Source organism: Stenotrophomonas sp. P2112 (assembly GCF_041897515.1).
Lineage (GTDB): Bacteria > Pseudomonadota > Gammaproteobacteria > Xanthomonadales > Xanthomonadaceae > Stenotrophomonas > Stenotrophomonas sepilia.
The window spans coordinates 3,900,529-3,926,292 of sequence record NZ_CP169216.1 but is presented as its reverse complement, the minus strand read 5'-3'; the positions used below and the strand labels follow the sequence as shown (position 1 = coordinate 3,926,292).

Genomic DNA, 25,764 nt, shown 5'->3' with positions numbered 1-25,764 from the left:
GGGAGGGACCGATGTTCGCCGAACTGATTGCACGCGCCTGCAGTGGCGCGATCCACGTGGTGACGGGCGCCCGTGCGCTGTGGATCGGCTGTGCGCCGTCCAGCGAGCGCCGCGTGTACTACGGCAACCACGCCAGCCATGGCGACTTCGTGCTGATCTGGTCGTCGATGCCGCCCGCGCTGCGGCGACAGGTACGCCCGGTGGCCGCCGCCGAATACTGGCAGCGCGACGGCCTGCGCCGCTACCTGATCGATGCGGTGTTCAACGGTGTACTGGTAGAGCGTGAGGCCGGGCACCGCCAGCAGGACCCGTTGCAGGTGCTGCGCGATGCGGTCGACGAAGAGTGCTCGCTGATCCTGTTCCCGGAAGGCACGCGCAATGTGGGCGATGAGCCGCTGCTGCCGTTCAAGAGCGGCATCTACCACCTGGCGCGGCAACGGCCGGAGCTGGAGTTCGTGCCGGTGTGGATCGACAACCTGAAGCGGGTGATGCCGAAGGGCCGGTTCCTGCCGCTGCCGCTGCTGTGCACGGCTACGTTCGGCACGCCGCTGCGGCTGCAGGCCGACGAGGACAAGGCTGCATTCCTGGCCCGCAGCCGGCAGGCGCTGCTGGACCTGGCGCCGAATGGAGGGCGCGCATGAGCTATCTGATGGACGTGTCCGGTGACCTGGCCGCGCGCAGCGTGGGCCAGCAGACCGGTCTGCTGTTTGCCGGCGTCGGCGTGGTGCTGGTGCTGGCCACGCTGGTGGCCGAGACCCTGCGCTGGCGGCAGCGTGGGCAGCCCAGTGCAGTGATCGCCAACCTGGTGTCGCGCATCCGCGCCTGGTGGGTGATGGCGATCGTGGTCGGGCTGGCGCTGTTCTTCGGTCGCGCCGGGGTGATCGTACTGTTTGCGATCATCTCGCTGTTCGCGCTGCGCGAGTTCATCACTCTGGCACCGACCCGCTCGGGCGACTACTACGCGCTGCTGGCCGCGTTCTACATCGTGCTGCCGTGGCAGTACTACCTGGTGTGGATCGACTGGTACGGCATGTACACGCTGCTGATTCCGGTCTACGCATTCCTGTTCCTGCCGATCCTGTCGACCATCGGTGGCGATACCACGCACTACCTGGAGCGGACGGCGAAGGTGCAGTGGGGGCTGATGATCTGCGTGTTCTGCATCTCGCATGTGCCGCTGCTGCTCAACCTGCATGTGCCCGGGCATGATCCGGCGCGCAACGTGCTGCTGTTTGCCTTCCTGGTGATCGTGGTGCAGTCCTCGGATGTGCTGCAGTACATCTGGGGCAAGCTGCTGGGCCGGCACCTGATCGCCCCGAAGCTGTCGCCGTCGAAGACGGTGGAGGGCTTCGTGGGCGGCGTGCTGAGTGCCAGTGCGCTGGGTGCGGCACTGTGGTGGATCACCCCGTTCACGCCGCTGCAGGCGTTCGGCCTGTCGCTGCTGATCAACCTGATGGGGTTCTGGGGGGGGCTGGTGATGTCGGCGATCAAGCGCGACCGTGGCATCAAGGACTGGGGCCACATGATCGAGGGCCATGGCGGCATGCTCGACCGGCTGGATTCGGTGTGCTTCGCCGCGCCGGTGTTCTTCCATGTGGTGCGGTATTACTGGAAGGCGGGCGGGGGCGGGTGATCCTACCGGGCCTTCATCCACGCATGGCGTGGATCTACTGACGGGCGGGGGCGGTTGACTTTGCCGGGCTTCCATCCACGCATGGCGTGGATCCACCGGTAGTGCCGGCCGCTGGCCGGCAACTGCAACTTCCTGCCATCGTTCATGGGGTTGCCGGCCAGCGGCCGGCACGACCCACGCGCGCTTACGCGCTGATGCCGTATTCCTTCAGCTTCTTGCGCAGGGTGGCGCGGTGGATGCCCAGCATCGCCGCGGCGCGGCTCTGGTTGCCTTCGCAGTGGTTGAGCACTTCCACGAACAGCGGGATTTCCATCTCGCGCAGCACGATCTCGTAGACATCGTCCGCGTCGCAGCCATCAAGGTCACGCAGGTAGCGGCGCACGGACTGGGCGACGTGTTCACGCAGCGGTGGCCGGGGAGCGCCACGACTGTTGTCAGGACGAGAGAGGACAGCGTTCAAGGGGGTTCCCGATTCGGTTGGCCCGTGCGCGCGGAGCGCGCGGCCGGACGAGGTGGTGGCGGCCAGTCTAGCGCGAGCGTGCCCGACCTGCCACGGCTGGTCGCCTCTATCCTGCTCAGAGGAAGTCGAAGGTGAATGCGACGGTGGATGCGGCGGGTTCCTGCACGCGGAACGCAATGCGTGCACTCTGGCCAGGTTCCAGCACGGCCGCGCCGGGGTTCTCGCCGAGGTACTGCGCCGGTGCGAACACGCCGCTGCCGATCACCCGGCCATCGGCGTCAGACAGCGACAGGCGCAGATCCGGCCAGGCCTGTGCCCAGCGCGCATCGTTGCGGATGCTGGCCTGCACCTGCAGTACGCCCGCCTGGCCCGGCACGGGGCGGATCTCGCGGCTGGTCATGGTGAACGCGGTGGGGTCATGCCAGGCCGGCAGGCTGCAGCGCAATACGCCGCACAGTGCGCCCAGCCAGGCGCGGTTGCCGGCGTCGGCGGCCAGTCGCGCACGATCGGCCAGCACGCTCTGCAGGACCAGCAGCAGTGCCAGTCCGGCGACCAGCCCCCAGTGCCAGCGTGGCGTCGGCAGTGCGCGTGGCCGCGAGGTGCCCAGGAAACTGGGTGCATCTCCGGCCACGGCCTGCGGAGCCGGAGCGGCAAGGACGGGTTCGATCACGGCCGCTTCGTCGGGGTTGACGATGTCATCGCACTGTCGCGTTTCCGCCATCGGTGGCGGCGCCGCTTCGAGGGGGGTGCGGGCTTGGGCTGGCGGGATGTCATCCATCGCCGGGTCGGGCGTGCGTGAATCGGTCGCAGGTGCAGCCTCGCCTTCCGACGCGGGGCGCAGGAAGGTGGCCAAGGGGCGGCGCGGCGGGTTCGGCTCGGACATGCTCAGGGTGCGGGCTCGGATCCAGCGGTCATTCAATCACGATCAGGCGCGGCGTACGCCGGTGATGCGCATCCAGTCGCCATCCTGGGTCGCCTGCAGGTCGTTGAACCACGCGGCGTAGCGCTGCAGCAGTTCGCCTTCCTGGCCATGCAGGATGCCGGACAGGGCGATGCGGCCGCCGGCAGCGACGCGCGCGGCCAGCAGCTCGGCCAACGCGTCCAGTGCCGAGGCAAGGATGTTGGCGACCACGATCGGGTAGGTGGCGACCGGTTCGTCCTGCGGCAGGTACACGTGCATGCGTGCCTGCTCGCCGTTGCGCTCGGCATTGTCGGCGGTGGCGACCAGCGCCTGTGGATCGTTGTCCACGCCGACCGCTTCGGCGGCACCCAGCTTCAGCGCGGCCAGGGCGAGGATGCCCGAGCCGCAGCCGAAGTCGAGCACGCGCTGGCCCTGCAACTGGCCGTCCACGGCCAGCTGGTCCAGCCAGCGCAGGCACAGGGCGGTGGTCGGGTGGGTGCCCGAGCCGAAGGCCAGGCCCGGGTCCAGCCGCACCACGGCGGCATCGGCGGCCTGCGCGGCGTCCGGCAGTTCATGGTTCCACGGCACGATCCAGGTACGGCTGCCGAAATCCATCGGCTGGAACTGGTCCAGCCAGGCGCGTTCCCAGTCTTCATCCTCGACGGCGCGGAAGCTGCCGTTGCTCCAGTCCAGTTCCGGATCGAACGATTCCAGCGCGGCCAGCAGCAAAAGTGCATTGCTGTCGGCGGGGAACAGTGCGCTCAGCACCAGGGTGTCCCACAGCGGCGTTTCACCCACGCCGGGTTCGAGGATGGCCTGTTCGTTGCTGGTGTCGGCTTCGGCATCGAGCAGGGTCACAGCCAGTGCGCCGACGTCCTCCAGCGCATTTTCATAGCGGGGCTGGGTGGCTTCGGTGCAGCGCAGGGTCAGTTCCAGGAACGGCATGGCGGTGGGGGCAATCACGGGAAAGGGGGCCATGCTAGACCATCGGAGCGTCTCCGTATCGCGTGAGATGCCACCTTGAGATGAACGGGGGCAGTTCAGACAGGCCTGCCGGGCCTTGCTAAACTCGTCACTTTCCTGTGCGCCGTGAACGCTCACCGCCGCCGATGGCCTTCGCCCCGACCCTGAAAACCTGGTTGCTCGTGCTGCCGGCGGTGGCCGTGCTGGGCGTGGCCGGGTACCGGGCCAGCGGCCATGCGGCGGGCGTGGCATCACCGTCGCCGGACCTGCCGACCGTCGTGGCCAGCCGCGACAGCGGAGCGGCGTTGCCGGTGGTGCCGGAAGCCCTGGCGCGCCGGCTGGCCACCGTCGAGCGCGGCAACACGCTGCCGTCGGGCCTGCCGCTGGACCTCCGCGCCGACATCGAAGACGCCAGCGATCTGTACGCCTACGCCCAGCGACTGCGCGTGCAGGCCGATACAGGTAACCATGAAGCGCGCTGGATGCTCAGCCGCGTGTACGACTATTGCGCGCAGTACGCACTCGATCCGGGTGGCTACCGCCTGGACAACAACGTGTTGAGCGGGTTGGGCCTGACCGCGGCGCCGGCGATGATCGAGGCCCGCGAGCGCGTGGCGCAGCGGTGTGGCGGCTTCGTTCCGGGCGACAAGCTGGGCGCTGCGCTGGTGCTGGCCGAACGCCGCAAGGCGGCCGCGCAGGGCAACCTGGCCGCAGAAGCATCGTTGTTCGCCGAGGGTGAGCCGTTGCATGACAGTGCCGAGTACCGCCGCGACCTGGTCGAGCGCGTGCGCACTTCGCGTGACCCGGAGGCCTATATGGCGATCGCGCCGGGCATGGGCGTGCGTGCCGCCGGTGACAGCGCACTCGACGGCCTGGTGGCGGGCGAACAGCTCAGTGAGCTTGCATGGCGGCTTGCGGCCTGCGAACTCGGTCTACCGTGTGGAGCGGACAGCGTGCTGGTCAACAGTTTTTGTGCGAACGGAGGGATCTGTTCGCAGGATGGAGCGCAGGATTTCCGGGATTTCGTGTATGACGCTGCGGTATCGCGGCAAGGTGCTGGGAAAATGAAGGAATGGATCAAGCGATTGATTGGAAAGAGGGACGGGCGATGAATTACCGTCGATTCCTGCATGGGGCCAAGTTCTGGTTCTGGGTGGCGCTGTTCGTGGCCTACTCTGCCGGTGCGGTCGGCCTGCTGATGATCGATACCTACGAGGATCGGTACCGGCATCTGTCGAAGGTGGAACTGACCACGGTGAAGGCGCAGGAAGACGTGCGCCGCGCCGGCGCCAGCCAGGTCGCTGCGGTCTATCGCGCGCAGACGGGCATGCCGTTCGCTTCACTGCCGGCTGGCAGCACCTTCCAGGTAGTTTGGCCGGATGGCTCGACCGAGACCATGGTGATCGTCGATCCGACCTCGCCCAATGGCGTGCGGCCGCTGGCCAATTCGCAGATTCCGGCGACCGCGGCGGACGCGCGCTGAGGCCGCATCAGTAGAGCCGAGCCATGCTCGGCTGCACTCGCCCGCAAGCCGGGAACGGCTCGGCGCTGCCGGAAGGAAAACAGGAAAGGGCGGGAATATCCCCGCCCTTTCCATGTCCAGCATCGGGTGACGATCAGGTCAGCGCGATCGGCTTGTTCTTGCGTTCGGCAAGGCGCTTTTCCAGGTAGTGGATGTTCTGTCCACCGGCCTGGAAGCCCTTGTCGCGCATGATCCGCTGCTGCAGGGCGATGTTGGTCTTGATGCCATCGACCACCATCTCGCTCAGCGCCACCCGCATGCGGGCGATGGCGGTTTCGCGGTCCGGGCCGTGCACGATCAGCTTGCCGATCATCGAGTCGTAGTTGGACGGCACGCGATAGCCACTGTAGATGTGGGTATCCACGCGCACGCCGGGGCCGCCCGGCGGATGGAAGCCGGTGATGGTGCCCGGGCTCGGCACGAAGGTCTCAGCATCTTCGGCGTTGATGCGGCACTCGATGGCATGGCCGGTCAGTACCACGTCGCTCTGCTTGATCGACAGCTTCTGGCCAGCGGCGATCTTCAGCTGCTCGGCCACCAGGTCGATGCCGGTGACCATTTCGGTGACCGGATGCTCCACCTGGATGCGGGTGTTCATTTCGATGAAGTAGAAGCGGCCGTCCTCGTACAGGAATTCGAAGGTGCCGGCGCCGCGATAACCGATGCGGATGCAGGCTTCCACGCACACCTTGCCGATCTGCTCGCGCTGTTCGGCGGTGATGCCCGGTGCCGGTGCTTCTTCCACCACCTTCTGGTGGCGGCGCTGCATCGAGCAGTCGCGTTCGCCGAGGTGGATGGCGTTGCCCTGGCCGTCGGCCAGCACCTGGATCTCCACGTGGCGCGGGTTCTCCAGGAACTTCTCCATGTAGACCTCGCCATTGCCGAACGCGGCCTTGGCCTCGCTCTTGGTGGTTTCGATCGAGGTCTTCAGCGAGGCTTCGGCGTGCACGACGCGCATGCCACGGCCACCACCGCCGCCGGCCGCCTTGATGATGACCGGATAACCGATCTCACGGGCGATCTTGGTGTTGGCGACGATGTCGTCGCCCAGCGGGCCGCCCGAGCCGGGCACGCACGGCACGCCAGCGGCCTTCATCGCGCGGATGGCTTCGACCTTGTCACCCATCATGCGGATGGTGTCAGCCTTGGGGCCGATGAAGATGAAGCCAGACTCTTCCACGCGCTCGGCGAAGTCGGCGTTCTCCGACAGGAAGCCGTAGCCCGGGTGGATGGCCTGGGCGTCGGTGACTTCAGCAGCGGCGATCAGTGCCGGGATGTTGAGGTAGCTCTGCGGCGACGGCGCCGGACCGATGCAGACCGACTCGTCGGCCATGGCCACGTGCTTGAGGTTGCGGTCGACCGTGGAGTGCACGGCCACCGTGCGGATGCCGAGGGTGTGGCACGCGCGCAGGATGCGCAGCGCGATCTCCCCTCGGTTGGCGATGACGACTTTGTCGAGCATGGCGCGCCCCTCAGCCGATCACGAACAGCGGCTGGTCGAACTCCACCGGCTGGCCGTTCTCGCCGAGGATGGCGACGATGGTGCCGGACGTGTCGGCTTCGATCGGGTTGAACATCTTCATCGCTTCGATGATGGCCAGGGTTTCGCCTTCCTTGACCTGCTGGCCCACGGTGACGAAGGCCGGCTTGTCCGGGGCGGACGAGGCATAGAAGGTGCCGACCATCGGCGAGCGCAGCACGTGGCCTTCCGGCAGCGCCGGGCCCGGCTTGGCGGTGCCGCCGGTGGACGCTTCGGTCGGCGACTGCATCGGCATGGCCTGCGCCGCCGGCGCCGCCGGGGCGGCGTACACCGGAGCAGCGACCGGTGCGGCATAACCAGCGACCGGAGCGCGCGACAGGCGCACCGACTCTTCGCCTTCCTTGATTTCGATTTCAGCCAGGTTCGACTCTTCCAGCAGGTCGATCAGCTTCTTGATTTTGCGCAGATCCATGAGGGCCTCTTTGGTTTCTATCTAGGTGAGGAGAGCGCCGTGGGCGCCCGGGTCGACAATCAGGTGGCGGATACGCGCAGCAGCGCCGCGTCCATCGCGTAGCGGTAGCTGTCGGCACCGAAGCCGCACACCACGCCCACCGCCTTGTCACTGAAGTAGCTGTGCTGGCGGAAGGGTTCGCGGGTATGCGGGTTGGACAGGTGGATCTCGATGAACGGCACCGCCACCGCTGCCAGCGCATCGCGCAGGGCCACCGAGGTGTGGGTGAAGGCGGCGGGGTTGATCAGGATGAAAGCGGTTCCGTCGTTGCGCGCAGCCTGCACGCGGTCGACCAGCACATGCTCGGCGTTGGACTGCAGGCTCTCCACGGCGTGCCCGGCAGCCGATGCCTGCGCGGCCAGGGCCTGGTCGATGTCGGCCAGCGTGGTGTGGCCGTACACCTCCGGCTCGCGGGTGCCGAGCAGGTTGAGGTTGGGGCCGTGCAGGACCAGCAGCTTCGCCATGGGATCCGGAAGACGGGAAAGGGCGGCAGTCTGGCGGAACCGGTGGATGCTGTCCAGTTCGGCGAAGTTTGCAGCGTTTCAATCGTATGTTTGAAACGTGCCGGAGGGCCTGTGGCTGTATGGCGGACGCCGGATCAAGGCGCGCTGAACGTCGTGCAGGCGGTGGATGCGAGCACATAGGCCGACGATCACGGCAGGGCCGGGCGAGGGGCGATGCCGCAACGGCCCATGATGCGGTAGATCCACGCCATGCGTGGATGAAGGAAGTGCGGCGCGCAGCAAGCTACGCAGCCACCGAGGGGGCTGCCCAAGGTGCGCTGCCCCCCCCAGCGCCCCAATCGGACATCCGCTCAGGTTTCCAGCGGCACCGTCGGCACCACGTTCGGGAATACCTCCTCCAACGGCTCCTGTTCCCCCGGTTGTGGCGCCGGCCAGTTGTAGGCGTTCACCGGCTGCGCGCGGTTCACCCACAAGGCGTAATACAGGTGATCGGCGCGACCGTCGCCGGTATTGGGGTGGATCAGGATGGTCAGCCCCAGGCTGTTGAGCTGCAGCCACGGCACCAGCACCGGCAGCAGGTCGTTGGTGAAGCCGAAGTAGAAAGAGGGCGTGAAGTGCGGGCCGCGCGGCTCCAGGTTCCAGTTGCCCAGCTCCACCGGGAAGCGCTCGGCGGCCCAGCGCCGCAGCAGGGCTGCCTTCTCGAAGCTGTCCTCATCGAAATAGATATGGGCGTGGTAGCTCTTGATGTCGGTGTAGGCGCGCGGGGCGGTGGGCAACGTGGCCTCGCCGGGGCGCACGCTGGCCGGGCGCGGGGTCGGTTCGCTGGCCGTGGCCTGGCCCCAGGGGCTGCGGCCCTTGGGCGCTGGCGGAACGATGGCGCGGAAGCCAGGTCGCCCGGGTTCGGTGGTGTTCACGGCGCTGCCGACGCGCGCGGCGGCGGTGGCGGTGGACGCGCTGGCCAGGCCGCCGGCGGCCAGGCCGGCCGACGCGATCAGGCGCCGGCGGGCGGGCGAGAGCAGGTCGGCCCAGTGGGCGTCATCGTCGCCTGCGTCGGTGAGGGGATGCGGGTCCGGGTGCATGAGGGGCTCCGTGGCGGCATTGTGGGGGCAGGCGTCCACGCTCGGGCAGGGCTGCCGGTGGCGTCCAATAAGCAGCCGGCATCACTTCATGCACGGCTGCCTTCGTCGCCTTGAGCGCGACCGAACGGCGGGCTAGGGTGCAGGTCTACTGCCCCGGAGCCCGCCATGGCCTCGCCTGATGCCGACACCCTGCGCAAGCGCGCCAGCTTCCGCCAGTTGCATGCAGCAGGATGCTTCGTGCTGCCCAATCCGTGGGACGTGGGCAGTGCGCGCTATCTGCAACGGCAGGGCTTCCAGGCCCTGGCCACGACCAGTGCCGGCTGCGCCTGGAGTGAGGGGCGGCCGGACGGCGCGGTATCGCTGCAGGCCACGCTGGAGCACCTGCGACTGATGGCGGCGGCGACCCCGTTGCCGTTGAATGCCGACTTCGGTGATGGTTTCGGCGCTACGCCACGGGCGGTGGAGGAGGCGGTAGCCGCGGCGCTCGCTACCGGCATCGCGGCGTTGTCGATCGAGGACGCCAGCGGCCTGGCCGATGCACCACTGAGGCCCATCGAGCAGGCGGTCGAGCGATTGCGCGCGGCGCGTGCGGCCATCGACCGCGCGGGCGGCGACGTGCTGCTGGTCGGGCGAGCGGAGAACTTCTTCGTGGGCGTACCGGATCTGCAGGACACCCTGCGGCGCCTGCGTGCCTACGCCGAGGCCGGTGCCGATGTGCTGTATGCACCGGGCATCAGTACGCGCGAGCAGATCAGTGCGGTGGTCGCCGCCGCGGGCTCGAAGCCGGTGAACCTGCTGGTCGCTGGACCCACAGCACTGAGCCTGCAGGACATCGCCGCACTTGGCGTTCGCCGGGTCAGCCTGGGCGGTGCGCTGGCGCGTGCCGCGTGGGCTGGACTGATGCAGGCGACCCAGCCGATCGTGCAGGACGGACGCTTCAATGGCCTGCAGCAGGCGGCGTCCGGGGCTGCCTTGAACGCGTTGTTCCAGTAGCCCCGCGCCCTGCATGACGGGAAGGGCCGGTGACTACAACGCCTCGATCTCCCGCTTGGGCAGGATCACGCCGGGTTCCAGCGCTGGCAGCAGTTGGCGAAGCAGGCGCGGATTGTCCTGCAGCCCCGTGCCGTCCAGATACGTCCACCCGGAACCGCCAATGCGGCGCACGGCCACCATGAACGTGGTGCTGCGCATCGGGGTTTCACGCACCCGTACCAGGGATTGGCGTGGCACGAAGCAGACTTCTTCCTCCCCGGCCGCATAGGTCCGGGTCGGCACACCGACGTCTTCGCTGATGACCACCACGCCGCCGCTGTGCTGCTTCTTCAACGCATCGCGGGTGATCGCCTGGAAGGCCTCATCGCCGCCGGCCAGCCGCTTGAGGCTGGGATGCGTGCGCTCGATGAGGAAGTCCGCGTCGCCGCGGGCGTAGGCAGTCATCAGGGCGCGCACATCTTCGCGCAGGGCCTTCGCGTCACTGGGACTGAGTTCACCCGCGAAGGCGGATGGCAGCAACAGCGACAGCAGCAGCGTCAGTATCGTCAGGGGCAGGCGTCGATCCATGTCCGGATGTCCCACAGGGCATCGTTGCACTATACGTTGGACGCGAAAACAGCGTCCCACCGGTGGCGCTGGTTTCCCAGGAATCGCTACTTACCATTGGTAGGTATCAATTCCTGGAGATCCCCATGCACAGCCTCATTGTCATCGCCCACCCTGAGCCCGTTTCGCTGACCCACGCGATGGCGCGTCGCATCGGTGATGCCATTGCCGCGGCCGACACCGGCAACACCGTGGCCTATGCCGACCTGATGGCCGAAGGCTTCGATCCGCGCTTCAACCCGCAGGACCAGGCGTTGTTCCGCAGCACCGGCGCGGTACCGGCCGATGTCGCTGCCGAGCACGCGCGGCTGGATGCCACCGATACGCTGGTGCTGGTGTTCCCGTTGTACTGGTGGTCGTTCCCGGCGCTGCTGAAAGGCTGGATCGACCGTGTGTTCACCAACGATTGGGCCTACGCACAGGATGCGCAGGGCAGGCTGGTGAAGAAGCTGCAGCGCCTGAATGTGCATCTGGTCGGCTTGGGCGGCGCCGACGCAGCCATGGTCGAACGTCGTGGCTACGACGCGGCAATGAGGACGCAGATCGACATGGGCATCTTCGACTATTGCGGCGCACGCGTGCTGTCGTCCCACCTGCTGCTGGACGCCGATACCGGTGCCGCTGAAGCGCATCTACAGACCGCGCTGGCGATCGGCCGTAAAATTGGTGTTCCAATGCGCTGATCGCCGTGCTCCGCCGATGCCCGCCAACGCCACCCCCACGCGCCGCCGAATGACCCGGGAGCAACGCACCCGCCAGTTGCTGGATGTGGCCTGGGCACTGGTCCGCGAAGAAGGTACCGGAGCGTTGACGCTGGGGCGGCTGGCCGAAGCGGCGGGCGTGACCAAGCCTGTGGCCTACGATCACTTCGTGACCCGCAATGGCTTGCTGGCGGCGCTCTACGATGACTATGACGGACGCCAGACCGTGGTCTTCCACGAGCGCATCGGTCGCGCCCGGGCGCAGCTGGTCGATCGGGCGGCGGCCATCGCCTCCGGCTACATCGACTGCGTCCTCAGCCAGGGCAGTGAAGTGCAAGGCATCCTCGCCGCGCTGGTGGGGGCGCCGGAACTGCATGAGGTGCGGCGGCGCTACCAGCAGGATTTCATCGACAACTGCCAGGTCTGGCTGGGCCCGTTCGCCGCCGACGGCACGGTGTCGCTGGCGGGGCGCTGGGCCATCCTCGGTGCGGCTGAAGCCCTTTCAGAGGGTGTGGCTGCCGGCGCGCTGGACAAGGCCGGTGCCGTGGCCGAGCTGCAGCGGCTGATCGTGGCGACGGTCAAGCGGCGCTGAGCCGCACAAGCGGTCAGCCGCCGGCCAGGGCGGCGAATCCCGCGGCCAGCTGGTCGCGCACCAGTGCGTCGCGCGCGTCGCGGCTTGCAGAGCCCAACACCACGGTGATCAGCCGTACCGGCTGGTCCCGCCCGGATACTGGCCGGCACGCGGTGGCGGCCAGGCAGAAGCCTGCGGCCTGGGTGTAGCCGGTCTTCAAGCCGTCCACGCCGTCTTCGCCGAGCAGGGCGTTCTGGTTGCTGCGGTTGAAGCTGCCATGGGCGAACGCGCGCTGCGCGGTGATCGCCAGGATCTGCGGATGGTCGTTCAACAGGCGGGCGGCCAGCACCGCCATGTCGCGCGCGCTGGAGACATGGTGCGGTGTGGTGATGCCGGACACGCTGGCAAACCAGGTGCTGCGCAGCCCGAGCTGGCGTGCGTGCCGGTTCATGCGTTCCAGGAATGCGGCCTGCGATCCGTCCAGGTGACGCGCGATCGCCAATGCAGCGTCATTGCCGGAAACCACCATCAACCCTTCCAGCAGGCGTGCCAGAGTGATTGTCTCGCCGGGCACCAGGCCCATGCGCGTTTCATCATCGGCCACGGCATGCACATCGTCGGCGGCGATGGTGACCGGGTCGTCCCACGAGCGTCCGTTCTCTTCGACGCACGCATAGGCGGCGTAGGCGGTCATCAGCTTGGTCAGCGATGCCGGTTGCCGCGCGGTTTCAGCGTTGTGCTGGTGGATCACCGCGGAGGTCGCCGCTTCCAGGGTGATGGACGAAATCGGTAGGGGGGCGGGCGCAGCAGACGGCATGGCGGGCGGAGATGGCAGCGACGGTCAGCAAGAATAGTTCGTGCCGGCTGCACGAAGCCGCACTGCCGGAGCGCTGCAGCGTCCACGGCAACGCCCGGTTGCGCCCGGGCTGGGGTCGAGGCAGCCTGCGCACATGCAATCGGATATCCGCATCGACGGTCGTGTCTTCACCTACGTCTTCCCGTGTGCGTGGGAGGACTACGCGAAGATCGGCTTTTCACGTGATCCGCTCGGACGCATCAGCGCATTGCATCGGCGATGGTTCGAGTTCTTCGACCTCGATGCCGGTGCGCTGGTGGAAGCGGAGGGCGAGCGCGATGCACGTGATCTGGAGCTGCAGCTGCGTTCGCCGTTCAAGGCGCACCGCGCACCGGCACCGATGACGATCCAGCACAAGGCTGGGGGTCGTACTGAATGGGTACGTGGTGCCAACCAGGCCTTGTCGCTGGCAATTGCTGCGTTGGGTGAACAAGGCTATCGCTGTTACCCGCTGAAGGCATGGCTGCAGGCGGCGCTGCGCCTGCGCATGGACCGGCTGCACGACTGGGCTGTGGTGCAGCTTCCGGAAGAAGAAGGCCTGCGGATTCCCGGTGGCCCCGGTGAGGGCGTGCTGCGTGACACGCTCGACGGTTGCCGGGCACTGGATATCGATCCAATGCCCTGGCTGCCTGAATACGTCCAACGCTGGTACACAGGTTGAGCCGCGTTCAACGGGTCCTCGGCTGCTGAACCGGCGCGGCCGGTTGCGCCGCGCACGCAGGGGAGGCGGTGGACGGGCTGGCCAGCTGGCGTGCCAGCTCGGCGTTGGCCACATGGCCGTGCAGGAACAACAGGCTGCCGAAGATGTTCATGAGCGTGCCTCCACTTGAGTGGATTGCACGATACGGGCAGCATGGAAGCGCAAAAAGAGACATTTCCGCAAGCATGCCTTGAGAGGAATTCAAGCCTGATGTCCCGTCCGCCCCTTCATGCCCTGCAGGGATTCGTGGCCGCCGCGCGGCTGGGCAACCTGTCACGGGCAGCGGCGTCGATGAATCTGACCGTCAGTGCGCTCAGCCATCAGATGCGCCAGCTGGAAGAGCGGCTCGGGCAGCCACTGCTGGTCCGCCAACCGCGTGGCGTCGCCCTCACCCTGGAGGGGCAGCGCCTGCTCGACCAGGTCGGCCCGCATCTGGATGCGATCAACGAAGCTTTCCAGCCCTATGCGGCCCGCGCCGAGCACGTGCTGACGATCAGTGCGGTGCCGTCGATGGCGTCGGCGTGGCTGGTGCCGCGCTTGGGTCACTTCGTGGCTGAGCACCCACAGATCGAGATCAACCTGCAGTCGAGTGAGCGCCTGATTGATTTCGAGCGGCAGCGCCAGTTCGACGCCGCGCTGCGGCTGGGCAGCGGGCAGTGGCCGGGCCTGGTGGTTGAGCCGCTGTTCGACGAGTGGCTGCTGCCGATGGCGAGCCCGGCGCTGATCGAACGCATGGGAGGGATCGACCGGGTGCCACTGAACCAGTGGCCACTGCTGGGGGACCCCGATGGCGCGTGGGGGGGCCTGGTTCGCGTTGAGCGGGCAGACCCCGCCGTCGCGCTTCGTAGCGGTGCTGGATGATTCGGAGGCACACCACCGTGCGGCGCTGGACGGGGTGGGCGTGGCGCTGGGGCGGGTGACGCGGGCGCGCTTGTTGCTGGATTCCGGCCAACTGGTTGCGCTGTCCAACCTGCGCCTGAAAACCGCCTGGCCGCATTGGCTGGTCTACCCGCAGCGTTCGGCCCGCCACCGCGGCTTTCTTGCCTTCCGCGACTGGCTGCACGCGCAGGCTGCCGAACACGTGCGGCACATGGCGGACGCTACACTCATCGCACCAGCGTGACCGCCTGCCCGGCGCGCGCGAATGCCTCCTCCAGCAGCGAGCCGGCCTTGATCGCCTCCACTTCCTCGAACAGCGCCTGCAGCGCGTCGGCGGGGCGCGATGCCGGCGCCGCCACCGCCTGCTGGATCGCGGTGAAACGGTCGGCCAGCACGCGGTGGCCGGGATGCGCCCGCGCCCATGCTTGCAGCGGCTGGCGCACGCCGGCGGCGGCATCCAGGCGCTGCAGATCGAACAGGGTGATCGCAGCCGCCGACGTCTCGGCCCGTTCGATCGTGGCGTGGCGCAGTTCGCGGCTGAGAAACAGATCGTAGGCTGCACCGCGGCCCACCGCGATGCGCAGCCCCTCGCGGTCGAGGTCGGTCACCTGCTGCGCGGGACTGTCCTCGCGCACCAGATAGGTGCCTTCGATCTCCACGTACGGAGCACTGAAGGCGATGCGGTCGGCACGTGCCGGATCGATGGCCAGGAAGGCCAGATCCCAGCCGTCTTCGCCTGCCGCAGCGACCACCGAGGCTGCGGCATCGTGACAGGTGAAGCGTGCCTGCACACCCAGGCGCTGCGCCAATATCGCGGCCAGCTCCACCGACGGTCCGCGCGGCGAGTGCGCATCGCCCTGCGCCAGCACCGGGTTGCCCAGGTTGATCGCCACGCGCAGGAAGCCCTGCGGTGCCAGCGCACTTTGGTGATCGGCCAGGGACATGCAGGACTCCGCGAGAAAAGGGGCACCCAGCATGCCAGCGCTGCCCTGCAAGGAGTGTCATGCTGCACGACTGCAGGATGGCCTACCTTCCGTTTGCCGACGAGGCCGCAGGTGTGGGCATGGACTTGGAGGTGAGCCTGGAGCGTGCACTGCGAGCGGGGGCTGAGCTGCGCTTCGGACCGGTCGACGCGGGCGACTGGCGCGTGGCCGAGCCCACGCTCGGCTGCTGTTGGCCCAGCCGCCCAAGCTCAGCCGAGCATGGGCTCGGCTCTACAAGGTCGCGGCGCGTGAGCGCTGCAGCCAGTCGTTGATCGCCGGATCGAGCCGCGGGTCGTCCGGCAGCTGCATGCCGAAGCCTTGCTGCAGCACGTCGCGCACGTCGGCAACATCCTGCAGCGGACGCTTGTCCGGTGCCTGGCCGGGGCGGTACTCGGTGTAGTTGCCGCTGCCGATGGTGCGTCGCCAGTCCGGCCCGGTCAGCGACGCGCGCAGCTGGCCAGGGAAGCTGGAGTCGGGATGGGTGCACACGTACCAGTTGCCCACCACGTTGTCGATCGGTGCCGGCACGTGCAGGTCAAAACGGTACATCGCCCGCCAGCCGTCAGCGGATTCGGCGGACAGCACGAAATCCCCCTCGCCGGGCAGCCGCTGCAGCAGATAGCGTTCGTGCGGAGTGGCCTGCGGCTGCGGATCATGCAGCCGCAGCGGCACGGTCGGGGTCAGGCTGCCGAAACCGGCATCCACCAGCCAGTCATCGCCGTCCACCTGCACGCGCAGCAGCAGGTGGGTCCGTGCGGTCAGTTCGCCGTCCTGGGCAGCCAGCAGCACGCGCGCGCTCAATGGCTGTGCATCGAAGCCCAGCGCCTGCAGCAGCGCCAGCAGGCCGCCGTTGAGTTCGAAGCAGTAGCCGCCACGACGGTCGTCGAGCAGCTTGCGCTGCACGCTGTCCAGGTCGATCGGTACCGCATCGCGCAGCAGGCAGCTGAGGGTCTCGAACGGCAGCACTGCGTTGTGACGCTGCTGCAGCAGGGTCAGGCCGGCCAGCGTCAGCGGTGGCGGGGCATCCAGCTGCAGGCGCTGCAGGTAGCGGGGGACATCGAGCGTCGTCATGGCGGCACCGGGCGGGAGGGGAGGTCCACTGTGCTCCCCCAACCGGGGTTGAGGTCAAGGGCGCTGGTCGTGTCACGCCAGCGTCGCCTGCACCCGGTACAAAGGCCGCGTCCGCCCGTCACCGCTGGGCCAGGACGACGAAAGTTCTAAAGTTGCCTTGAATCCGGCCGATACAGGTGCGTCCTTTTGCCTGGAGTCTGTCATGTCGGCCGTTGTCCCCCACCTCCGGTCCCTGCGCACGCGGCTTGCGGCGCTGCGCCCGGCGTCTTCCGGCCTGCTGCTGTGGCTGCAACCGCATCGGCTGAGCGTAGCCAACAAGCTCAAGGCGACCTTGTGGGTCTGTGGCCTGGGACTGGTCGCAATTGCCGCCGCCTTTGCCTGGACCGGGCATGCCAGCACGCAGGCTGCGCGCAGCCAGGCCAGCTACCAGCGCGGCAGTGATCTGGCCGCGCGCCTGGCCACGCGGGTGGCCGAAGCGCGCCGCCTGCAGATCCAGTATGCACGCAGTTTCGATGATGCCGACCGCGCGCAGCTGCTGGCCACGCAAAAGGCGCTGCAGGACGATCTGCAGGCCCTGCGCACGATGCCGATGGATGCCGGCCGGCGCAAGGCCCTGCAGGCGCTGACCGAAGCTGCAGACGCGTTCTCGCAGGGTGTTGCCGCCCTGTTCGAACGGGTCGACGAGATGGGCCGTGGTGAGGCCGGCCTCGCCGCGCAGCTGCAACTGGCTGCAGACACGCTGCAGGGGCAGGTGGATGCGCAGCAGCGGGATGCGCTGGCGTTGTCCCTGCAGAAGATGCGGCGGCAGGAGGCCCTGCTGCTGCTCGACGGTGATTCCACCCACGCCGACCGCGCCAGCGAAGAAAAGCTGCCGTTCGATCTCGCGCTGGCGGGCCTGCCCGCGGATGCGCAGGTCACCCTGCGCACCGGGATGGATGCGTATCAGGCCGCATTGCTGGGGTATACCGCGGCCCGCGTCGGCCTGGATGTGGAAGCGCAGTCGCTGCTGGATACCGCCGCGGGCGTAGCGCCTGCGCTGGCCGCATTCCAGCAGGCACAGGTGGCGGCGCTGGCCGGGGCGCAGGCACGCCAGCAGGCCGGCGCGCGCACCATGAGCGTGCTGTTCGCACTGACCCTGCTGCTGGTGGCCGGCGTGCTGATCACCAGCCTGGTCCTGGTGCTGCGTGCGGTGCGCCAGCCGATCCAGGACACCCTGCGCTTCGCCAGCGACATCGCTGAAGACCGCTTGGACACCACCCTGCGCGTCTACAACGCCAACGACGAGATCGGCCAGCTGGCGCAGCGCCTGGTCGACATGCAGCAGCGCCTGCGCGCGCGTATCGAGACCGAGCGTGCCGTGGCGCGCGGCAACACCCGGGTGCGCCAGGCATTGGACAGTGCACAGACCGGTTTGATGGTGATCGATGCGGAAGGGCAGGTCGCCTACGCCAACCCGGCATTGCTGCAGCTGCTTGACCTGCGGAACGAAGCGCTGGTGGGCAGCGACGCGGTACGCCTGCATCCGGCGTTGGCCAGCCTGGCCGGCGTGCGCCAGCGCGAAGAGCGCGAGATCGGCCATGCCGGCACGCGTTACCAGCTGATTGCCAACCCCGTCATCGATGAAGGGCAATTCCTCGGCGTAGCGGTGGAATGGCGCAGTCGTGCGCTGGAGACCCTGCTGGAAACCGAGGTCGCTGCCCTGGTCGATGCTGCAGCACACGGCGACCTGCACGGTCGCATCGCGCTGGAGGGCAAGCAGGGCTTCGTGCGCACGTTGTCGACCAGCATCAACCGCCTGCTGGCGACGTTTGAAACCAACCTCGGTGACCTGCAGGCATTGCTGGCTGCGCTGGCCCGTGGTGACCTCAGCGTGCGCATGGAGGGTGAGCTGCAGGGCGTGTTCGCGCGCATGCGCGATGATGCCAACGCGACGGTCGCGCAGCTGGGCCGCATCGTCACCCGCATCCAGCACGCCACCTCCAGTCTCGATACCGGCGTTGGCGAGATCGTTGCCGGCCATCATGATCTGTCTCAGCGCACCGAGCAGCAGGCCGCCAACCTGGAAGAGACCGCCGCTTCCATGCACGAACTGACCGATACGGTCGGTCGCAATGCTGATGCCGCAGGCCGTGCCGACGCGCTGGTCAAGGGTGCGGCTGCGGTGGCGCAGCGCGGCGGCGAGGCTGTCGGCCAGGTGGTGGCGACCATGCAGGGCATCAGCGAGGCATCGCGGCGGATCGGCGACATTACCCAGCTGATCGACGGCATTGCCTTCCAGACCAACATCCTGGCGCTGAATGCGGCGGTGGAAGCGGCGCGTGCCGGTGAGCAGGGCCGCAGTTTCGCCGTGGTAGCCGCGGAAGTGCGCCTGCTTGCACAACGCAGCGCAGAGGCGGCCAAGCAGATCAAGGGCCTGATCGAGGATTCGGTGGCGCGTGTGGGAGAGGGCAACCAGCAGGCTGAACAGGCCGGCACCACGATGGGCGAGATCGTCGGCAGCGTGCAGCAGCTGGCCGAGCTGCTGGCGGGTATCCGCAGTGCGTCGCAGGACCAGCATGCCGGCATCGCACAGGTGAACCAGACCATCGTGCAGATGGAAGCCAATACCCAACGCAACGCCAGCCTGGTGGAAGAGGCCGGTGCCTCCACGGCGCAGATGCAGGTCCAGGTGCGTGCCCTGGCCGACGCGGTGGGCGCGTTCCGGTTGCAGTCGATGCCGCAGGCGCGCGCCGCCGCGGCCTAGTCAGCCGAGCGTAGGCTCGGCGCTACATCGGCTGCAGGAACACTGTAGAGCCGAGCCCATGCTCGGCTCACACCAGCGTTCGGCGGCAGGAATCAATACACGTCGCGGCGGTAGCGCCCGTTTTCCAGCAGCATTTCCACCGCTTCATCGCCCAGCGCCGTTCGCAGCACCTGATCCACGCCTTCGGCCATGCCCTGCAACGACCCACAGACATGGATCACCGCACCGCGCCGCATCCAGTCGCGCAGCGTTCCGGTGGCCGCCTGCAGGCGATCCTGCACATAACCGCCGTCGCCATCGCGCGAGAACGCCAGGTCCACCCGCGCGAGATGGCCATCGGCCTGCCACGCTTCGATCTCGTCGGCGAACAGGAAATCGAGTGCACGCTGGCGCTCGCCGAACAACAGCCAGTGCCCGTGTTCGCCTGCACGGGCGGCTTCGCGCAACAGGCTGCGCAGGCCGGCGATGCCGGTGCCGTTGCCGATCAGCACCATCGGCGCGCCAATGACACGATGGAAACCGGGGTTGCGATGCACGCGGGCGACGATGCCGGCACCGATCGGCGCATGCAACGACAGCCAGCCCGAGCCCAGCCCGGCTCGACCGGAGGCGTCATGCACCAGCCGCACCACCAGCTCCACCACGCCATCATCCGTGCAGGAGGCGATCGAATACTCGCGGCTGGGCAGCAGCGGCAGCCCGGCCAGCCACAGGCAGGCATCCTGCACTGCCAGCGCGGCATCGGCCTCCGGCAGCTCGCGTTCGCTGGCCAGCGCCAGCAGCGTGCGCGGATGGCCATCGACCAGCAAGGGCTGCAGCGGATCCAGCCCATGCGCCTTCAACACGGCACCGGCATGCTGCGCATTGTGGCGGGGCGCGATGTGCAGGATGTCACCGGCCTGCCACTGCACGTCGGCCGGTGCGGCAAGACGGATACGCCAGATCGCTCCGCCGACGCTGCCAGGGTTGAGGCGGTCACGGCCGAGCAGGCGCCACTCATGCATCTGCGTAGCCGCAGGCAGCACGCTGTCATCGGTGACGATGCCGGTGAGCGCACCCAGCTCCTGCTGCCACCGGCGCAGCGCGGGGACCGAGGCGGCATCGACGTCGACGCGCTCGAACAGTGCACGCGCGCCGTTTCCGATCAACCAGCCATCGACCCGGCGGCCGAAGCCGCAGTAGTGCGGGTACTGGCGGTCACCCAGCGCGAGCAGGCCGAACTGCAGGCCCGAAAGGTCCAGCGCTTGTGCAAGCAACTGCCGCGCTGCGCGCCGTGCGGCGTCGGGCGGCTCGCCGTCGCCGAAGGTGCTCAGCACGAACAGCGCGCTCGATGCACGCAGCAGGAGCGCGGCATCGATGCGCGCCAGCGGCAGCACCTGCACCGCATGGCCGGCCGCCTGCAGCTGGGCCGCCGCGCGCCACGCCAGCTGTTCGCCCAGTCCGCTCTGGCTGGCATGCACCACCAGCCACGCTGCGTTGCCGGCGTCGCTGGCCGGCATCGGTAGCGCCTGGCGCAGCCCGCGCGCGGCACGCTGGCTGCGGCGGCGGTCCAGGTACAGCATCCAGCCGGTGATGAAGAACAGGCTCATGCCCAGGCTGCTGAGCATCACCACCACGCGTCCGGGTACACCGAAGTAGCTGCCCGAATGCAGCGCGAACACGCTGGTGGCCAGCTGTCCGCCCGCGCCCTGGCGTGCGTACGGGCGGGCATCGAGAACCGCACCGCTGGCCGGATCGAGCTGCAGCAGGTCATGCGCACGATCGTGGTGGCCGCCGCGCTGCGACGGATCACCGGCCATCACCCGAACATTCAGTGCCTGTCCGGGTTTCTCCGGCAGGCGCAGGTCAATGAAGCCGGCGCGCACGCCCGGCAGCGCGTACAGCGTGGCTTCAATGCGGTGCAGGTCCAGCGACGCATCGGTGGCAACCTGGTGCTTGGCCGCCGGTGGGACGCCCAGCAGCGTGCTGGCCGCACTGCGATACCCGTCGAACGACCACCACAGGCCGGTCAGCGCACTCATCAGGTAGATCAGCAGCACCCAGGTGCCGACTACCGAGTGCAGGCTCCACAGGAAGCCGCGCCCGCTGCGTTTCCACTCCACTGCCAGCCAGCTGCGCCAGTGCCACCAGCGTCGTGGCCAGCGCAGGTAGAGGCCGGACAGGGTGAAGAACAGCAGGGCGATGGCACAGCTGCCGGTGATCCACTTGCCGCGTTCGCCCGCGGCAAGGTGGCGATGCAGGTCCTCGACGAAGTCAAAGAACGCCTGGCCGCGCAGGGCGCTGAAGCGCTCACCGCTGTACGGGTCGAAGTACACCCAGTGGTCCTTGCCGCCGGCAAAGCGCGCGACCGACGGCCGCTGTCCGGTGGCATCGATACGCAGGCGTTGCAGGGGGCGTTCGCTGCCGGCCTGGAGCAGCGGCACCAGTTCACTGAGTGCAAGGGGATGCTGTCCGTCGGCATGGTGCTCGGCGATCTCGGCAAAGCCGGGATTGGCGGCGCGCAGCAGCTCGTCCTCGAAGGACAGCACGGCGCCGCTGAGGCCCATCACGGCCAGGACGGCACCGGCGGTAATGCCCAGCAGCCAATGCAGTTGGAACAGGACGTTCTTGAACATCGAAGGAGAGGGGCCCGGGAGGCTGCCGCCCGCATCCTGCGCAACAGCAAATGAGAATTAGTCGCGGAATTCTCCGTGGCGCGTTGGCTGCGGTCAAGCTGGAGGTACCGGCCGGGCGGCACCCGGCACCCGCGGTAGTGCCGGCCGCTGGCCGGCAACCTCAGAAGCAACAGCCGAAGCAACAGCGGGTTTCCTGTGAGGAGGCGGGGTGGGTCCGGTTGCGGGGGACGGCGCAAGTACGTCCCTGTAGCCTTGGTCACGGCATCCATGCCGCGGACACCCCCTCAACCGGACCCACCCCGCCTTCGACAGTTTCCTGCGATCTGTCGGAACGGCGTTCTGCTTTGGTGGGTGCCGACCGTTGGTCGGCACGGGGTCTGATTCCGTTCTGAATATCGATATCTGACAGATGTGTCGACCAAGGTCGACACCTACCAACAGCCGCGAAGATCTGTCAGAGGTGGGGCGGTGTCGGAGTGCGGGGTGTCAGCCGCATGGGCCCGAGGCATGCCTCGGGCGGGTTGGGCAGGACGCCCAACCCCGGTCTTGACGTGTGCGCAGGACAGCGCACACGAGCAAGCGGCTGCCAAGCTTACAGGGACGTACTTGCAGCGTCCCCGCACTCCGACACCGCCCCGCCAACCCACGGAATGCCCGCTTTGGCTTTGGCTGTTGCCGTTGCATTGAGCAGGGTGCAGGGCTGCAAGCCCTGCAAAAAACACCCTCACTTCACCCAGCCGTCGATCTCGCCGTGGGCGAACGGTCCCAGCTTCGCTTTTACCATTCGCCCCTGCGCATCGAACAACACGCTGTAGGGCAGCAGGCCTTGCGCGTTGCCGAGCTGCACGCTGGCATCGCGCGGGCCCGGTGTCTCGATCACGATCGGGTAGTCCACTGGCACCTGCTGCAGGAAACCGCGCACGTCGTCCGTCGTGTCCAGCGCCAGACCCAGCACCTGCACACCGTTGTCGCCCTGGGCATCGGCGAAGCGCGCCAGTTCGGGCATCTCTTTCACGCAGGGCGCACACCAGCTGGCCCAGACGTTGATCAGCAGCGGCCGGCCGGCGAAGTGATCGCGCAGGACCAATGGCTGACCCGCCAGGTCCGGCAGTGTCAGCGCGGGCAACTGATCGCCCACCTGCAGCGTGGGCTTCACGGCCGTCGCCCTGGAAGCCGTTGCTGGCGCGGCAGGTGCTGATGTGCCGGGTGACAGCCGATGCCCGGCCCACAGGCCGAGGCCGGCGGCCAGCACCGCTGTCCACAGCAGCGCTGGCCGTTGCCACTTCATCGTGCGGTGCGCAGCAGCGCTTCCTCGACCACCGCCTGGGTCAGCAGGGTCGGCAGCACGGTCGGCGGCGCGCCGGGGCCGTACACCACGTACAGCGGTACGCCAACCGCCTTGTGCTCTTCCAGGAACGTGGTGATCTGCGGGTCGACGTTGGTGTAGTCACCGCGCATGTACACCGCATTGGTGCGCTTGAGCAGTTCCTTGAACTCCGGCCGTGACAGCACCGCACGTTCGTTGGCCTTGCAGCTCACGCACCAGTCGGCGGTCATGTTGACGAACACCACGCGGTTGTCGGCGCGCAGGCGGTCCAGCAGCTGCGGCGAATACTCGACCACGTTGTCGCTGGCGGCCTGTGCTGCCCTCGCCGGCGGTGCAAGCTGGGTCACGCCCCAGGCCGGAACCAGCGCACCGATCGCCAGCAGCACACCGAGCAGGGTCACCGCACGCGAGCCGGTCCAGCGGTTGCGTTCAAACAGCCACAGGCCGAACGCGAACAGCAGCAGGCCACCCAGCACCAGCGCCATGCCGTCCACGCCGCGCTGCTTGCCCAGCACCCACAGCAGCCACAGCGCAGTGGCGTACATCGGGAAGGCCAGCACGTGCTTGAGCGTTTCCATCCACGGGCCGGGCTTGGGCAGGCGGCGTGCCAGCGCTGGCACGAAGCCGATCAGCAGGAACGGCAGCGCCAGGCCCAGGCCAAGGAACAGGAACACGGTCATCGCCTTCAGCGGTGGGGCAATGAAGGCGTAGGCGATCGCACCGCCCATGAACGGGCCGACGCAGGCACTGCCGACCACGCAGGCCAGCGCACCGGTGAAGAAGTCACCGGCCGGGCCGCTGCGGCTGGCCAGCGACTGGCCAAGATTGCCGATGCCGCCGCCGAGGGTGAATACGCCGGACAGGCTCAGGCCCACCGCGAACATGATGTAGGCCAGCGCCGCCACCACGCCCGGGTGCTGCAGCTGGAAGCCGATGCCGACGGCGTTGCCGATCGCACGCAGGCCTACCATCAGCGCGCCGATCCCCGCGAACGCGACCAGCACGCCCAACGTGTACCAGAGGGCATGGCTGCGCGCGCGCTCGGGGCTCTCGCCGCTCTGCGCCAGGCTCAGCACCTTCAGCGACAGGATCGGCAGCACGCAGGGCATCAGGTTCAGTACCAGGCCACCGGCCAGCGCCAGCAGCAGCACCCAGACGAACGATCGGTCCGGGTTCGGGGTGGTCGCCGGCGGACGCGTGCGCAGGGCGTTGCCATCGCGCGCATCGGCGGCGAACTCATTGCGCGCGCCCTCACTGCCGCTGGCGGCGGGAGCGGCGTTGCCGTCGTTGGGTACGGTCGGCAGCAGGCGCAGCGGTACGCCATTGGCGGATTCACGCGGCGCACCGGCAGCGCCCAGCGCATTGACTGCTTCCTCGCGCACTGGCGCCTGGCCGGTGCCGGCGTTGAGCTTGCCGGCCGGAATCGACAGCTTCACCCGACGGGTCATCGGCGGGTAGCAGATACCATCGGTCTGGCAGCCCTGGAAGGTCACCACCAGGGTGCTGTCGACCGCATCAGTAACGGTGCGGCGCAGCGGCAGCGGCACTTCCACCTGGTTGAAGTACACCGAGACATCGCCGAAGTGCTCGTCGCGATGCGACTGCGCGGCCGGCCAGCGCGGCTTGTCGGCGAGCACGCCGGCGCTGCCTTCCAGCTTCAGCGAAGTGCGGTCGCGGTACAGGTAGTAGCCGGGTGCCGGGCTGAAGCGCAGCAGCAGGGTGTTGCCGTCGCTGGCGATGGCATCGAAGCCGAACGCCTGTTCCGACGGCAGCGGCAGCGCCTGGCTGTTGTTGGCCGCGCCCGGCAGGCGCAGGCCACCGCTGTTGCCGGCACCGGCCAGCGGGTTGTTGAACGGACTGGCGGCACCGGTACGCGCGGCAGGCACCACGGCCGCCGCACCGGCACCCGGCAGGGTGACCTGCACCACGCGCTTCTGCGGTGGGTAGCAGACGCCGGCATCGGCGCAGCCCTGGTAGCGGACTTCCAGGCTGATGGTGCCGGCAGCGTCCGTCGGCGTGCCGGGCAGGGTGGCCTGCAGGCGCTCGCGATAGGTTTCGACCTCGCCGAAGAAATCATCGTGGTGCCTGTCACCCTTGGGCATCTGCAGCGTGCCGGCATTGAAGGCCGGATCCGCCTTGACGCTGGTGCGGTGGCGATACAGGTAGTAGCCCGGTGCGATCTTGAACTGCAGCTGCACCTGGCCCCGTTCGGGGGCAGTGGCGGTCAGCGCGAACGCCTGGTCCACCGGCAGCAGGTCCTTCTCATCCAGGGCCAAGGCGGGCAGCGAGAGCCACAACAGGGCGCACAAGGCAGCGCCACGCGCAAACAGAGTCTTCAATCAGTGTCCTCCCGGGTCTGTGCCCGGATCCAGTCCAGATATGCCGGCAGGCCGGCCCGGGTTTCGACCGCGATGCACTCCGGGAGTTCATACGGATGCAGTTCGACGATCCGGGCGATTGCGTCATCGACGCGGCTCGCGGTGGTCTTTACCAGCAGCTGCAGCTCGGCATCGGTGGTCACCTCGCCCTGCCAGCGGTAGGTGGACTGCGCGCCATCAAGGCGGGTCACGCACGCGGCCAGGCGCTCGCCGACCAGCGCGTGCGCGATGCGCTCGGCACTGGCCCGGTCCGGGCAGGTGGTCAACAGCAGCAGGACGGGATCGACGGTCGGCATGACCGTCGAGTATAGGGCCGCCGCCGGGTCTG

General features: G+C 68.1%; 25 protein-coding genes and 1 pseudogene. 10 read left to right on the top strand and 16 right to left on the bottom strand.

Annotation, left to right across the window (positions count from 1 at the left end; all coding sequences use genetic code 11):
* The first annotated feature begins 11 nt into the window (after window positions 1–11).
* On the top strand, window positions 12–641 hold the full coding sequence (locus ACEPA4_RS18065; protein WP_005419712.1) for a 1-acyl-sn-glycerol-3-phosphate acyltransferase: 630 nt from the start codon (window positions 12–14) through the stop codon (window positions 639–641).
* The gene (locus tag ACEPA4_RS18060) at window positions 638–1,633 is read left to right on the top strand and encodes a phosphatidate cytidylyltransferase (RefSeq protein ID WP_065186303.1); all 996 of its coding nucleotides are present in this window, start codon (window positions 638–640) and stop codon (window positions 1,631–1,633) included. The genes ACEPA4_RS18065 and ACEPA4_RS18060 overlap by 4 nt, the downstream gene beginning before the upstream one ends.
* Window positions 1,634–1,817: 184 nt before the next feature.
* On the opposite strand, the gene fis is transcribed toward ACEPA4_RS18060, so the two are convergent.
* The 3 genes from fis to prmA all read right to left on the bottom strand — a co-directional run bounded on the left by fis (window position 1,818) and on the right by prmA (window position 3,939).
* The gene (gene fis, locus ACEPA4_RS18055; RefSeq protein ID WP_005419706.1) at window positions 1,818–2,093 is read right to left on the bottom strand and encodes a DNA-binding transcriptional regulator Fis; all 276 of its coding nucleotides are present in this window, start codon (window positions 2,091–2,093) and stop codon (window positions 1,818–1,820) included.
* Window positions 2,094–2,208: 115 nt separating this feature from the next.
* On the bottom strand, window positions 2,209–2,976 hold the full coding sequence (locus ACEPA4_RS18050; protein ID WP_065186304.1) for a DUF3426 domain-containing protein: 768 nt from the start codon (window positions 2,974–2,976) through the stop codon (window positions 2,209–2,211).
* 42 nt (window positions 2,977–3,018) lie between these two features.
* The gene (prmA, locus tag ACEPA4_RS18045) at window positions 3,019–3,939 is read right to left on the bottom strand and encodes a 50S ribosomal protein L11 methyltransferase (protein ID WP_065186334.1); all 921 of its coding nucleotides are present in this window, start codon (window positions 3,937–3,939) and stop codon (window positions 3,019–3,021) included.
* Between the two features lie 164 nt (window positions 3,940–4,103).
* Between prmA and ACEPA4_RS18040 the strand changes: the two genes are divergently transcribed.
* Both ACEPA4_RS18040 and ACEPA4_RS18035 read left to right on the top strand, forming a co-directional pair.
* Window positions 4,104–5,069 carry a hypothetical protein gene (locus tag ACEPA4_RS18040; RefSeq protein ID WP_065178827.1) on the top strand — a complete coding sequence of 322 codons (966 nt, stop codon included), beginning with the start codon at window positions 4,104–4,106 and terminating at the stop codon, window positions 5,067–5,069.
* Entirely contained in the window at window positions 5,066–5,440 is a 375-nt protein-coding gene (locus ACEPA4_RS18035; RefSeq protein WP_005419699.1) for a hypothetical protein, read from the top strand. Before ACEPA4_RS18040 ends, ACEPA4_RS18035 begins: the two co-directional genes overlap by 4 nt.
* Window positions 5,441–5,573: 133 nt before the next feature.
* Here ACEPA4_RS18035 and accC read toward each other — a convergent pair whose 3' ends face one another.
* The 4 genes from accC to ACEPA4_RS18015 form a co-directional block, all read right to left on the bottom strand.
* Window positions 5,574–6,941, bottom strand: coding sequence for an acetyl-CoA carboxylase biotin carboxylase subunit (accC, locus tag ACEPA4_RS18030; protein WP_065178826.1), 1,368 nt, complete (start codon window positions 6,939–6,941; stop codon window positions 5,574–5,576).
* Between the two features lie 10 nt (window positions 6,942–6,951).
* Window positions 6,952–7,431: an acetyl-CoA carboxylase biotin carboxyl carrier protein gene (gene accB, locus ACEPA4_RS18025; protein WP_019660824.1), complete on the bottom strand. Its 480-nt coding sequence runs from the start codon at window positions 7,429–7,431 to the stop codon at window positions 6,952–6,954.
* A gap of 59 nt (window positions 7,432–7,490) precedes the next feature.
* Window positions 7,491–7,934 (bottom strand): type II 3-dehydroquinate dehydratase, encoded by a 444-nt coding sequence (gene aroQ, locus ACEPA4_RS18020; RefSeq protein WP_065186305.1) that lies wholly within the window; start codon window positions 7,932–7,934, stop codon window positions 7,491–7,493.
* Window positions 7,935–8,284: 350 nt separating this feature from the next.
* Window positions 8,285–9,013, bottom strand: coding sequence for a DOPA 4,5-dioxygenase family protein (locus ACEPA4_RS18015; RefSeq protein WP_164093266.1), 729 nt, complete (start codon window positions 9,011–9,013; stop codon window positions 8,285–8,287).
* A gap of 165 nt (window positions 9,014–9,178) precedes the next feature.
* Here ACEPA4_RS18015 and ACEPA4_RS18010 point away from each other — a divergent pair, with 165 nt between their 5' ends.
* Window positions 9,179–10,006, top strand: a complete 828-nt coding sequence (locus ACEPA4_RS18010) for an oxaloacetate decarboxylase (RefSeq protein ID WP_164093267.1) — start codon at window positions 9,179–9,181, stop codon at window positions 10,004–10,006.
* A gap of 33 nt (window positions 10,007–10,039) precedes the next feature.
* Here ACEPA4_RS18010 and ACEPA4_RS18005 read toward each other — a convergent pair whose 3' ends face one another.
* Window positions 10,040–10,573, bottom strand: coding sequence for a hypothetical protein (locus ACEPA4_RS18005; RefSeq protein ID WP_005419691.1), 534 nt, complete (start codon window positions 10,571–10,573; stop codon window positions 10,040–10,042).
* A gap of 125 nt (window positions 10,574–10,698) precedes the next feature.
* Between ACEPA4_RS18005 and ACEPA4_RS18000 the strand changes: the two genes are divergently transcribed.
* Both ACEPA4_RS18000 and ACEPA4_RS17995 read left to right on the top strand, forming a co-directional pair.
* Window positions 10,699–11,295: an NAD(P)H-dependent oxidoreductase gene (locus ACEPA4_RS18000; RefSeq protein ID WP_065178824.1), complete on the top strand. Its 597-nt coding sequence runs from the start codon at window positions 10,699–10,701 to the stop codon at window positions 11,293–11,295.
* A 16-nt stretch (window positions 11,296–11,311) separates the two neighbouring features.
* Entirely contained in the window at window positions 11,312–11,905 is a 594-nt protein-coding gene (locus tag ACEPA4_RS17995; protein WP_065178823.1) for a TetR/AcrR family transcriptional regulator, read from the top strand.
* 13 nt (window positions 11,906–11,918) lie between these two features.
* On the opposite strand, the gene ACEPA4_RS17990 is transcribed toward ACEPA4_RS17995, so the two are convergent.
* Complete coding sequence (locus ACEPA4_RS17990) at window positions 11,919–12,701, bottom strand: D-alanyl-D-alanine carboxypeptidase family protein (RefSeq protein WP_065178822.1); 783 nt, start codon at window positions 12,699–12,701, stop codon at window positions 11,919–11,921.
* A gap of 133 nt (window positions 12,702–12,834) precedes the next feature.
* On the opposite strand from ACEPA4_RS17990, the gene ACEPA4_RS17985 reads away from it, so the two are divergent.
* The gene (locus ACEPA4_RS17985) at window positions 12,835–13,401 is read left to right on the top strand and encodes a GIY-YIG nuclease family protein (protein ID WP_005419685.1); all 567 of its coding nucleotides are present in this window, start codon (window positions 12,835–12,837) and stop codon (window positions 13,399–13,401) included.
* Window positions 13,402–13,408: 7 nt separating this feature from the next.
* On the opposite strand, the gene ACEPA4_RS17980 is transcribed toward ACEPA4_RS17985, so the two are convergent.
* The gene (locus ACEPA4_RS17980) at window positions 13,409–13,552 is read right to left on the bottom strand and encodes a hypothetical protein (RefSeq protein WP_162911598.1); all 144 of its coding nucleotides are present in this window, start codon (window positions 13,550–13,552) and stop codon (window positions 13,409–13,411) included.
* Between the two features lie 98 nt (window positions 13,553–13,650).
* Between ACEPA4_RS17980 and ACEPA4_RS17975 the strand changes: the two are divergent.
* Window positions 13,651–14,563, top strand: a pseudogene (locus tag ACEPA4_RS17975) (LysR substrate-binding domain-containing protein).
* Here the strand turns inward: ACEPA4_RS17975 and ACEPA4_RS17970 are convergent.
* On the bottom strand, window positions 14,547–15,263 hold the full coding sequence (locus tag ACEPA4_RS17970; RefSeq protein ID WP_061478210.1) for an ABC transporter substrate-binding protein: 717 nt from the start codon (window positions 15,261–15,263) through the stop codon (window positions 14,547–14,549). The pseudogene ACEPA4_RS17975 and the gene ACEPA4_RS17970 overlap by 17 nt on opposite strands.
* Window positions 15,264–15,533: 270 nt before the next feature.
* A complete protein-coding gene (locus ACEPA4_RS17965; protein ID WP_005419680.1) occupies window positions 15,534–16,373 on the bottom strand; it encodes an arylamine N-acetyltransferase in 840 nt (279 codons plus the stop codon).
* 202 nt (window positions 16,374–16,575) lie between these two features.
* On the opposite strand from ACEPA4_RS17965, the gene ACEPA4_RS17960 reads away from it, so the two are divergent.
* Window positions 16,576–19,116 carry a methyl-accepting chemotaxis protein gene (locus ACEPA4_RS17960; RefSeq protein ID WP_139727812.1) on the top strand — a complete coding sequence of 847 codons (2,541 nt, stop codon included), beginning with the start codon at window positions 16,576–16,578 and terminating at the stop codon, window positions 19,114–19,116.
* Between the two features lie 92 nt (window positions 19,117–19,208).
* Here the strand turns inward: ACEPA4_RS17960 and ACEPA4_RS17955 are convergent, their stop codons facing one another.
* The 4 genes from ACEPA4_RS17955 to cutA all read right to left on the bottom strand — a co-directional run bounded on the left by ACEPA4_RS17955 (window position 19,209) and on the right by cutA (window position 25,732).
* On the bottom strand, window positions 19,209–21,731 hold the full coding sequence (locus ACEPA4_RS17955; RefSeq protein ID WP_065196840.1) for a sulfite reductase flavoprotein subunit alpha: 2,523 nt from the start codon (window positions 21,729–21,731) through the stop codon (window positions 19,209–19,211).
* Between the two features lie 724 nt (window positions 21,732–22,455).
* Window positions 22,456–23,019 carry a TlpA disulfide reductase family protein gene (locus tag ACEPA4_RS17950; protein ID WP_139727808.1) on the bottom strand — a complete coding sequence of 188 codons (564 nt, stop codon included), beginning with the start codon at window positions 23,017–23,019 and terminating at the stop codon, window positions 22,456–22,458.
* Window positions 23,016–25,397, bottom strand: coding sequence for a protein-disulfide reductase DsbD (locus ACEPA4_RS17945; RefSeq protein WP_139727806.1), 2,382 nt, complete (start codon window positions 25,395–25,397; stop codon window positions 23,016–23,018). The genes ACEPA4_RS17950 and ACEPA4_RS17945 overlap by 4 nt, the downstream gene beginning before the upstream one ends.
* The gene (cutA, locus tag ACEPA4_RS17940; RefSeq protein WP_005419675.1) at window positions 25,394–25,732 is read right to left on the bottom strand and encodes a divalent-cation tolerance protein CutA; all 339 of its coding nucleotides are present in this window, start codon (window positions 25,730–25,732) and stop codon (window positions 25,394–25,396) included. Before cutA ends, ACEPA4_RS17945 begins: the two co-directional genes overlap by 4 nt.
* Between the last annotated feature and the right edge of the window lie 32 nt (window positions 25,733–25,764).

Coding starts and splice junctions, on each gene's coding strand:
- ACEPA4_RS18065 (WP_005419712.1), top strand. CDS start 12: ATGTTCGCCGAACTGATTGCACGCGCCTGCAGTGGCGCGATCCACGTG.
- ACEPA4_RS18060 (WP_065186303.1), top strand. CDS start 638: ATGAGCTATCTGATGGACGTGTCCGGTGACCTGGCCGCGCGCAGCGTG.
- ACEPA4_RS18050 (WP_065186304.1), bottom strand. CDS start 2,976: ATGTCCGAGCCGAACCCGCCGCGCCGCCCCTTGGCCACCTTCCTGCGC.
- prmA (WP_065186334.1), bottom strand. CDS start 3,939: ATGCCGTTCCTGGAACTGACCCTGCGCTGCACCGAAGCCACCCAGCCC.
- ACEPA4_RS18040 (WP_065178827.1), top strand. CDS start 4,104: ATGGCCTTCGCCCCGACCCTGAAAACCTGGTTGCTCGTGCTGCCGGCG.
- ACEPA4_RS18035 (WP_005419699.1), top strand. CDS start 5,066: ATGAATTACCGTCGATTCCTGCATGGGGCCAAGTTCTGGTTCTGGGTG.
- accC (WP_065178826.1), bottom strand. CDS start 6,941: ATGCTCGACAAAGTCGTCATCGCCAACCGAGGGGAGATCGCGCTGCGC.
- accB (WP_019660824.1), bottom strand. CDS start 7,431: ATGGATCTGCGCAAAATCAAGAAGCTGATCGACCTGCTGGAAGAGTCG.
- aroQ (WP_065186305.1), bottom strand. CDS start 7,934: ATGGCGAAGCTGCTGGTCCTGCACGGCCCCAACCTCAACCTGCTCGGC.
- ACEPA4_RS18015 (WP_164093266.1), bottom strand. CDS start 9,013: ATGCACCCGGACCCGCATCCCCTCACCGACGCAGGCGACGATGACGCC.
- ACEPA4_RS18010 (WP_164093267.1), top strand. CDS start 9,179: ATGGCCTCGCCTGATGCCGACACCCTGCGCAAGCGCGCCAGCTTCCGC.
- ACEPA4_RS18005 (WP_005419691.1), bottom strand. CDS start 10,573: ATGGATCGACGCCTGCCCCTGACGATACTGACGCTGCTGCTGTCGCTG.
- ACEPA4_RS18000 (WP_065178824.1), top strand. CDS start 10,699: ATGCACAGCCTCATTGTCATCGCCCACCCTGAGCCCGTTTCGCTGACC.
- ACEPA4_RS17995 (WP_065178823.1), top strand. CDS start 11,312: ATGCCCGCCAACGCCACCCCCACGCGCCGCCGAATGACCCGGGAGCAA.
- ACEPA4_RS17990 (WP_065178822.1), bottom strand. CDS start 12,701: ATGCCGTCTGCTGCGCCCGCCCCCCTACCGATTTCGTCCATCACCCTG.
- ACEPA4_RS17985 (WP_005419685.1), top strand. CDS start 12,835: ATGCAATCGGATATCCGCATCGACGGTCGTGTCTTCACCTACGTCTTC.
- ACEPA4_RS17980 (WP_162911598.1), bottom strand. CDS start 13,552: ATGAACATCTTCGGCAGCCTGTTGTTCCTGCACGGCCATGTGGCCAAC.
- ACEPA4_RS17970 (WP_061478210.1), bottom strand. CDS start 15,263: ATGTCCCTGGCCGATCACCAAAGTGCGCTGGCACCGCAGGGCTTCCTG.
- ACEPA4_RS17965 (WP_005419680.1), bottom strand. CDS start 16,373: ATGACGACGCTCGATGTCCCCCGCTACCTGCAGCGCCTGCAGCTGGAT.
- ACEPA4_RS17960 (WP_139727812.1), top strand. CDS start 16,576: ATGTCGGCCGTTGTCCCCCACCTCCGGTCCCTGCGCACGCGGCTTGCG.
- ACEPA4_RS17955 (WP_065196840.1), bottom strand. CDS start 21,731: ATGTTCAAGAACGTCCTGTTCCAACTGCATTGGCTGCTGGGCATTACC.
- ACEPA4_RS17950 (WP_139727808.1), bottom strand. CDS start 23,019: ATGAAGTGGCAACGGCCAGCGCTGCTGTGGACAGCGGTGCTGGCCGCC.
- cutA (WP_005419675.1), bottom strand. CDS start 25,732: ATGCCGACCGTCGATCCCGTCCTGCTGCTGTTGACCACCTGCCCGGAC.